The 3,143-nt window shown below is 72.1% G+C and carries 3 protein-coding genes and 1 pseudogene; all 4 read right to left on the bottom strand.

Annotation, left to right across the window (positions count from 1 at the left end; translation table 11 throughout):
- Nucleotides 1-249 precede the first annotated feature (249 nt).
- Nucleotides 250-702, bottom strand: a complete 453-nt coding sequence (locus ACWCSD_RS50265; RefSeq protein WP_352359900.1) for a DUF1579 family protein — start codon at nt 700-702, stop codon at nt 250-252.
- 61 nt (nt 703-763) lie between these two features.
- Nucleotides 764-1,171, bottom strand: coding sequence for a DoxX family protein (locus ACWCSD_RS50260; RefSeq protein ID WP_358295576.1), 408 nt, complete (start codon nt 1,169-1,171; stop codon nt 764-766).
- Between the two features lie 18 nt (nt 1,172-1,189).
- Nucleotides 1,190-2,656 (bottom strand): multicopper oxidase family protein, encoded by a 1,467-nt coding sequence (locus ACWCSD_RS50255; protein ID WP_449926564.1) that lies wholly within the window; start codon nt 2,654-2,656, stop codon nt 1,190-1,192.
- A 141-nt stretch (nt 2,657-2,797) separates the two neighbouring features.
- A pseudogene (locus ACWCSD_RS50250) lies at nt 2,798-3,143 on the bottom strand (phosphate ABC transporter); the annotation flags it as partial.

Genomic DNA, 3,143 nt, shown 5'->3' with positions numbered 1-3,143 from the left:
GCCGCCCCGGACACCTGGCGCCGCCTCGTCGGCCAGATGCTGCGCGCCTACGCCGCCCCCGGCGCCGACCTGCCCCCGCTGGAGCCGACCCCCGCGCCCACCGCCCTGTACCGCGCCATGGTCCGCCTCACCCGCCCCGCCCCCGGCCCCGGCGACGACCTGGGATGAGCAGGCGACCGGCGTCAGCCGGGACGGGGGGCGGTGGCCGGGCCGCGGGGGCCCGTCCCGGTCGTCACGAGGTCTGTCCGGCTAGCCCGCCCGGGTCATGGTGGCCTCGTAGCCGCCGCCCGGCCACTCCCACCGGCCGCTGATGGTCCGGCCGTCCTCGCTGAAGGCGCCGCTGAACCCGGCCGGCGAGCCCTCCGCGCCGAACCAGATGTTGAGGTCGCGCCCGTCCAGCTTCCACACGTAGACGAAGTTGTTGCCGGTGCTGTCGAAGTAGTGCGAGCGCAGCGCGCCGCTCTCCGGGTCGTGGCCGATGTACTCCACGCCGGTCATCGTGCCGCCGCCGTGGCTCATCTCGACGCGCTGGACGAGGAAGAAGCCGCCGTCCATCCACTCGAAGACGAGCCGGCCGCCGGTCGCCTCGCCGGTGCCGAAGTCCTTGCCCGTCATCTCCCACGTGCCGACCAGCGGCTGCAGGGTCTGCAGCGAGGGGTCGGGGGTGGGCAGCTGGTTCTGCGGGTTGGCGGTCTCGGTCATGTTCCCTCCACGGGACAGGTCGATGCCCGGTACGCCGATCGCGTACCGGGCGGGGGTGAGCTCACTTGGCGCCGAAGAACGCCTTGACGCGGGACCAGCGGCCCCAGACGACCAGTGCCAGGACGACCAGCAGGACGGCCTCGATCACGGGGACGCCGCCCAGCACGATCGCGTTGGTGCCGGCCGCGCCGATCATCAGGCCGATCAGCGCCAGCGCGGCCACGCCGCTCAGACGCGGGATCAGCAGCCCGATCGCGCCGGCGATCTCCAGCACGCCGACCACGTAGCGGAACCACTGGCCGGCGCCGATGTCGTCGAACATGGCGACCATGGTCGGGTCGCCGGCGAGCTTGAGCACGCCGCCCAGGCCGACCTGGAACGCCAGAAGGACCTGGGCGACCCAGAGGGCGATGTTGACGCCGCGGCCGGTGGACCGGCCGACGGCGGTCGTGCTGTTCGTGGTGCTCATGCAGTCCTCCTTGAGGAACTAGTTGATGATCTCCATCTGGCCCATCATCCCGATGGCCGAGTGCTCCAACATGTGACAGTGGTAGACGTATCGCCCCAGGTAGTCGCCGAAGCTGGCCTGGAAGCGCACGGTCTCGCCCGGCTGGATGAGCACCGTGTCCTTCCATCCCGCCTCGCCCGGCTGCGGCGGCGTGCCGTCGCGGTCCAGGATCCGGAACTGGGCGAGGTGGGTGTGGAAGTTGTGCGGGACGCCGAAGCCCGAGCCCCCGACGTTGGTGTCGGAGTTGGTGACCTCCCAGACCTCGCTGGTTCCCCGCTTGACCTGCATGTCCACCCGGTTGGCGTCGAACGCCTGATTGTTGATCAGGGCCTGGATGTTGACCGGGTCCAGGCTGAGGGTGAGCTGCCGGGTCTGCGTGGCCGCGGCCAGCGGGACCATCGCGCGCAACTGGCTGGGCACGCGGCTGCGGTCGACGGCCGGCCGTACGACGTCGAAGCGGAGCACGGACCCGCTGACGTCCTCCAGCGTGATCTGCGTGCCCAGCGGGAACGCGCCGAAGTCGATCACGACCTCGGCCCGCTCGCCCGAGGAGAGCACCAGCTTGGACGTCGGCACCGGCGCCGCCAGCAGGCCGCAGTCGGTGGCGATCTGCGTCATCTGGGCGCCGTTGCTCAGCGACAGCTCGAAGATCCGGTGCGTGGAGCCGTTGAGCAGGCGCAGCCGGTACTTGCGGGCCGCGACCTTGAAGTACGGCTGGGCCTTGCCGTTGGCGATCAGCGTCGGCCGGTTGTAGGGGTCGGCCGGGTCGAAGACGAGCCCGCCCTGGTCGTCGAAGAGCGCGTCGCGCAGCAGGATGGGCACGTCGTAGGCCCCGGACGGCAGGCCGAGCTGCTGCTCGTCGGCGCCCTCGACCAGGTAGAAGCCGTGCATGCCGCGGTAGACGTGCTCGGCCTCCATGTGGTGGGTGTGGTCGTGGTACCACAGCGTGGCGCCGGCCTGGGCGTTCGGGTAGTCGTAGGTCTTCGACTTGCCGTCGGCGATCAGGTCCATCGGGTACCCGTCGCTGGCCGCCGGCACGCGGCCGCCGTGCAGGTGCACGTTCGCCTCGTGGCCGAGCCTGTTGTCGAAGGTGACCAGCGCCCTGCGGCCCTGCCGGGCGCGGATGGTGGGGGCGGTGAACTGGCCGCCGTACGTCAGCACGGGCGTGCTCACGCCCGGCAGGATCTCGGTGGTCGCCTGCTGGATGGACAGCCGGTAGAAGTCGATGCCCGGCAGGCTGGCCACGGGTGCCAGCACCGGGGGCACCGGCATCGCGACGCTGAAGGGCGCCGCGGTGGCGCCGGTGCGGACCGCGGGGACCCGGCCCCCGTGGTCGTGCATGCGCATCATGTGCTGTTGCTGCGCCTGCTGTTCCGGCCCGCCGAACAGCCCGCGGGACACCGGGGTGAGCGCGGCGCCTCCTGCCAGGCCACCGAGAACGATCAAGCGCCGTCGGCTTAACATACGGGAACTCCCATCGCCATGTCCGAGCGTGGCATCGCCCGCCGGCACGGTCTTCTTCTGAAGTGCTCACTTCACGGGCGGATGCCGTGGGAGCGGTGCCGCCGCCCGGAAGGCGGCGGTGGTTCAGCCCACCGACAGGCGGCGCGGGGTGCGCCCGTCCAGGCAGTCGGCGTTGTAGGCGTCGAGCAGGCTCTGAGCCCGCTGGGACGCGTCGGCGAAGCAGTCGTCGGGGTCGGCGCCGTCCAGCACCCGGGCCATGGCCTGCGTCATCAGGTCCTGGATCCCGGCGAAGTCCCCGAGCACCGCGCCCAGCGCGGCGGGGGAGCCGTCGGCCGCGCGCAGCTGGGCGGTCGCGGCCCGGTGCACCGGGTGCCGGTCGAACCAGCCCTCCTGCTCCAGCAGGCCGGCCGCGGCCCCGGTGACCGGCAGGAAACCGGCCTCCCGGTGCCACCGCGCCGCGTTGCCCGCG

It is taken from the genome of Nonomuraea sp. NPDC001684, from assembly GCF_053596515.1.
The sequence above is the reverse complement of the archived record's forward strand: the minus strand, read 5'-3'. Positions and strand labels throughout refer to the sequence as shown.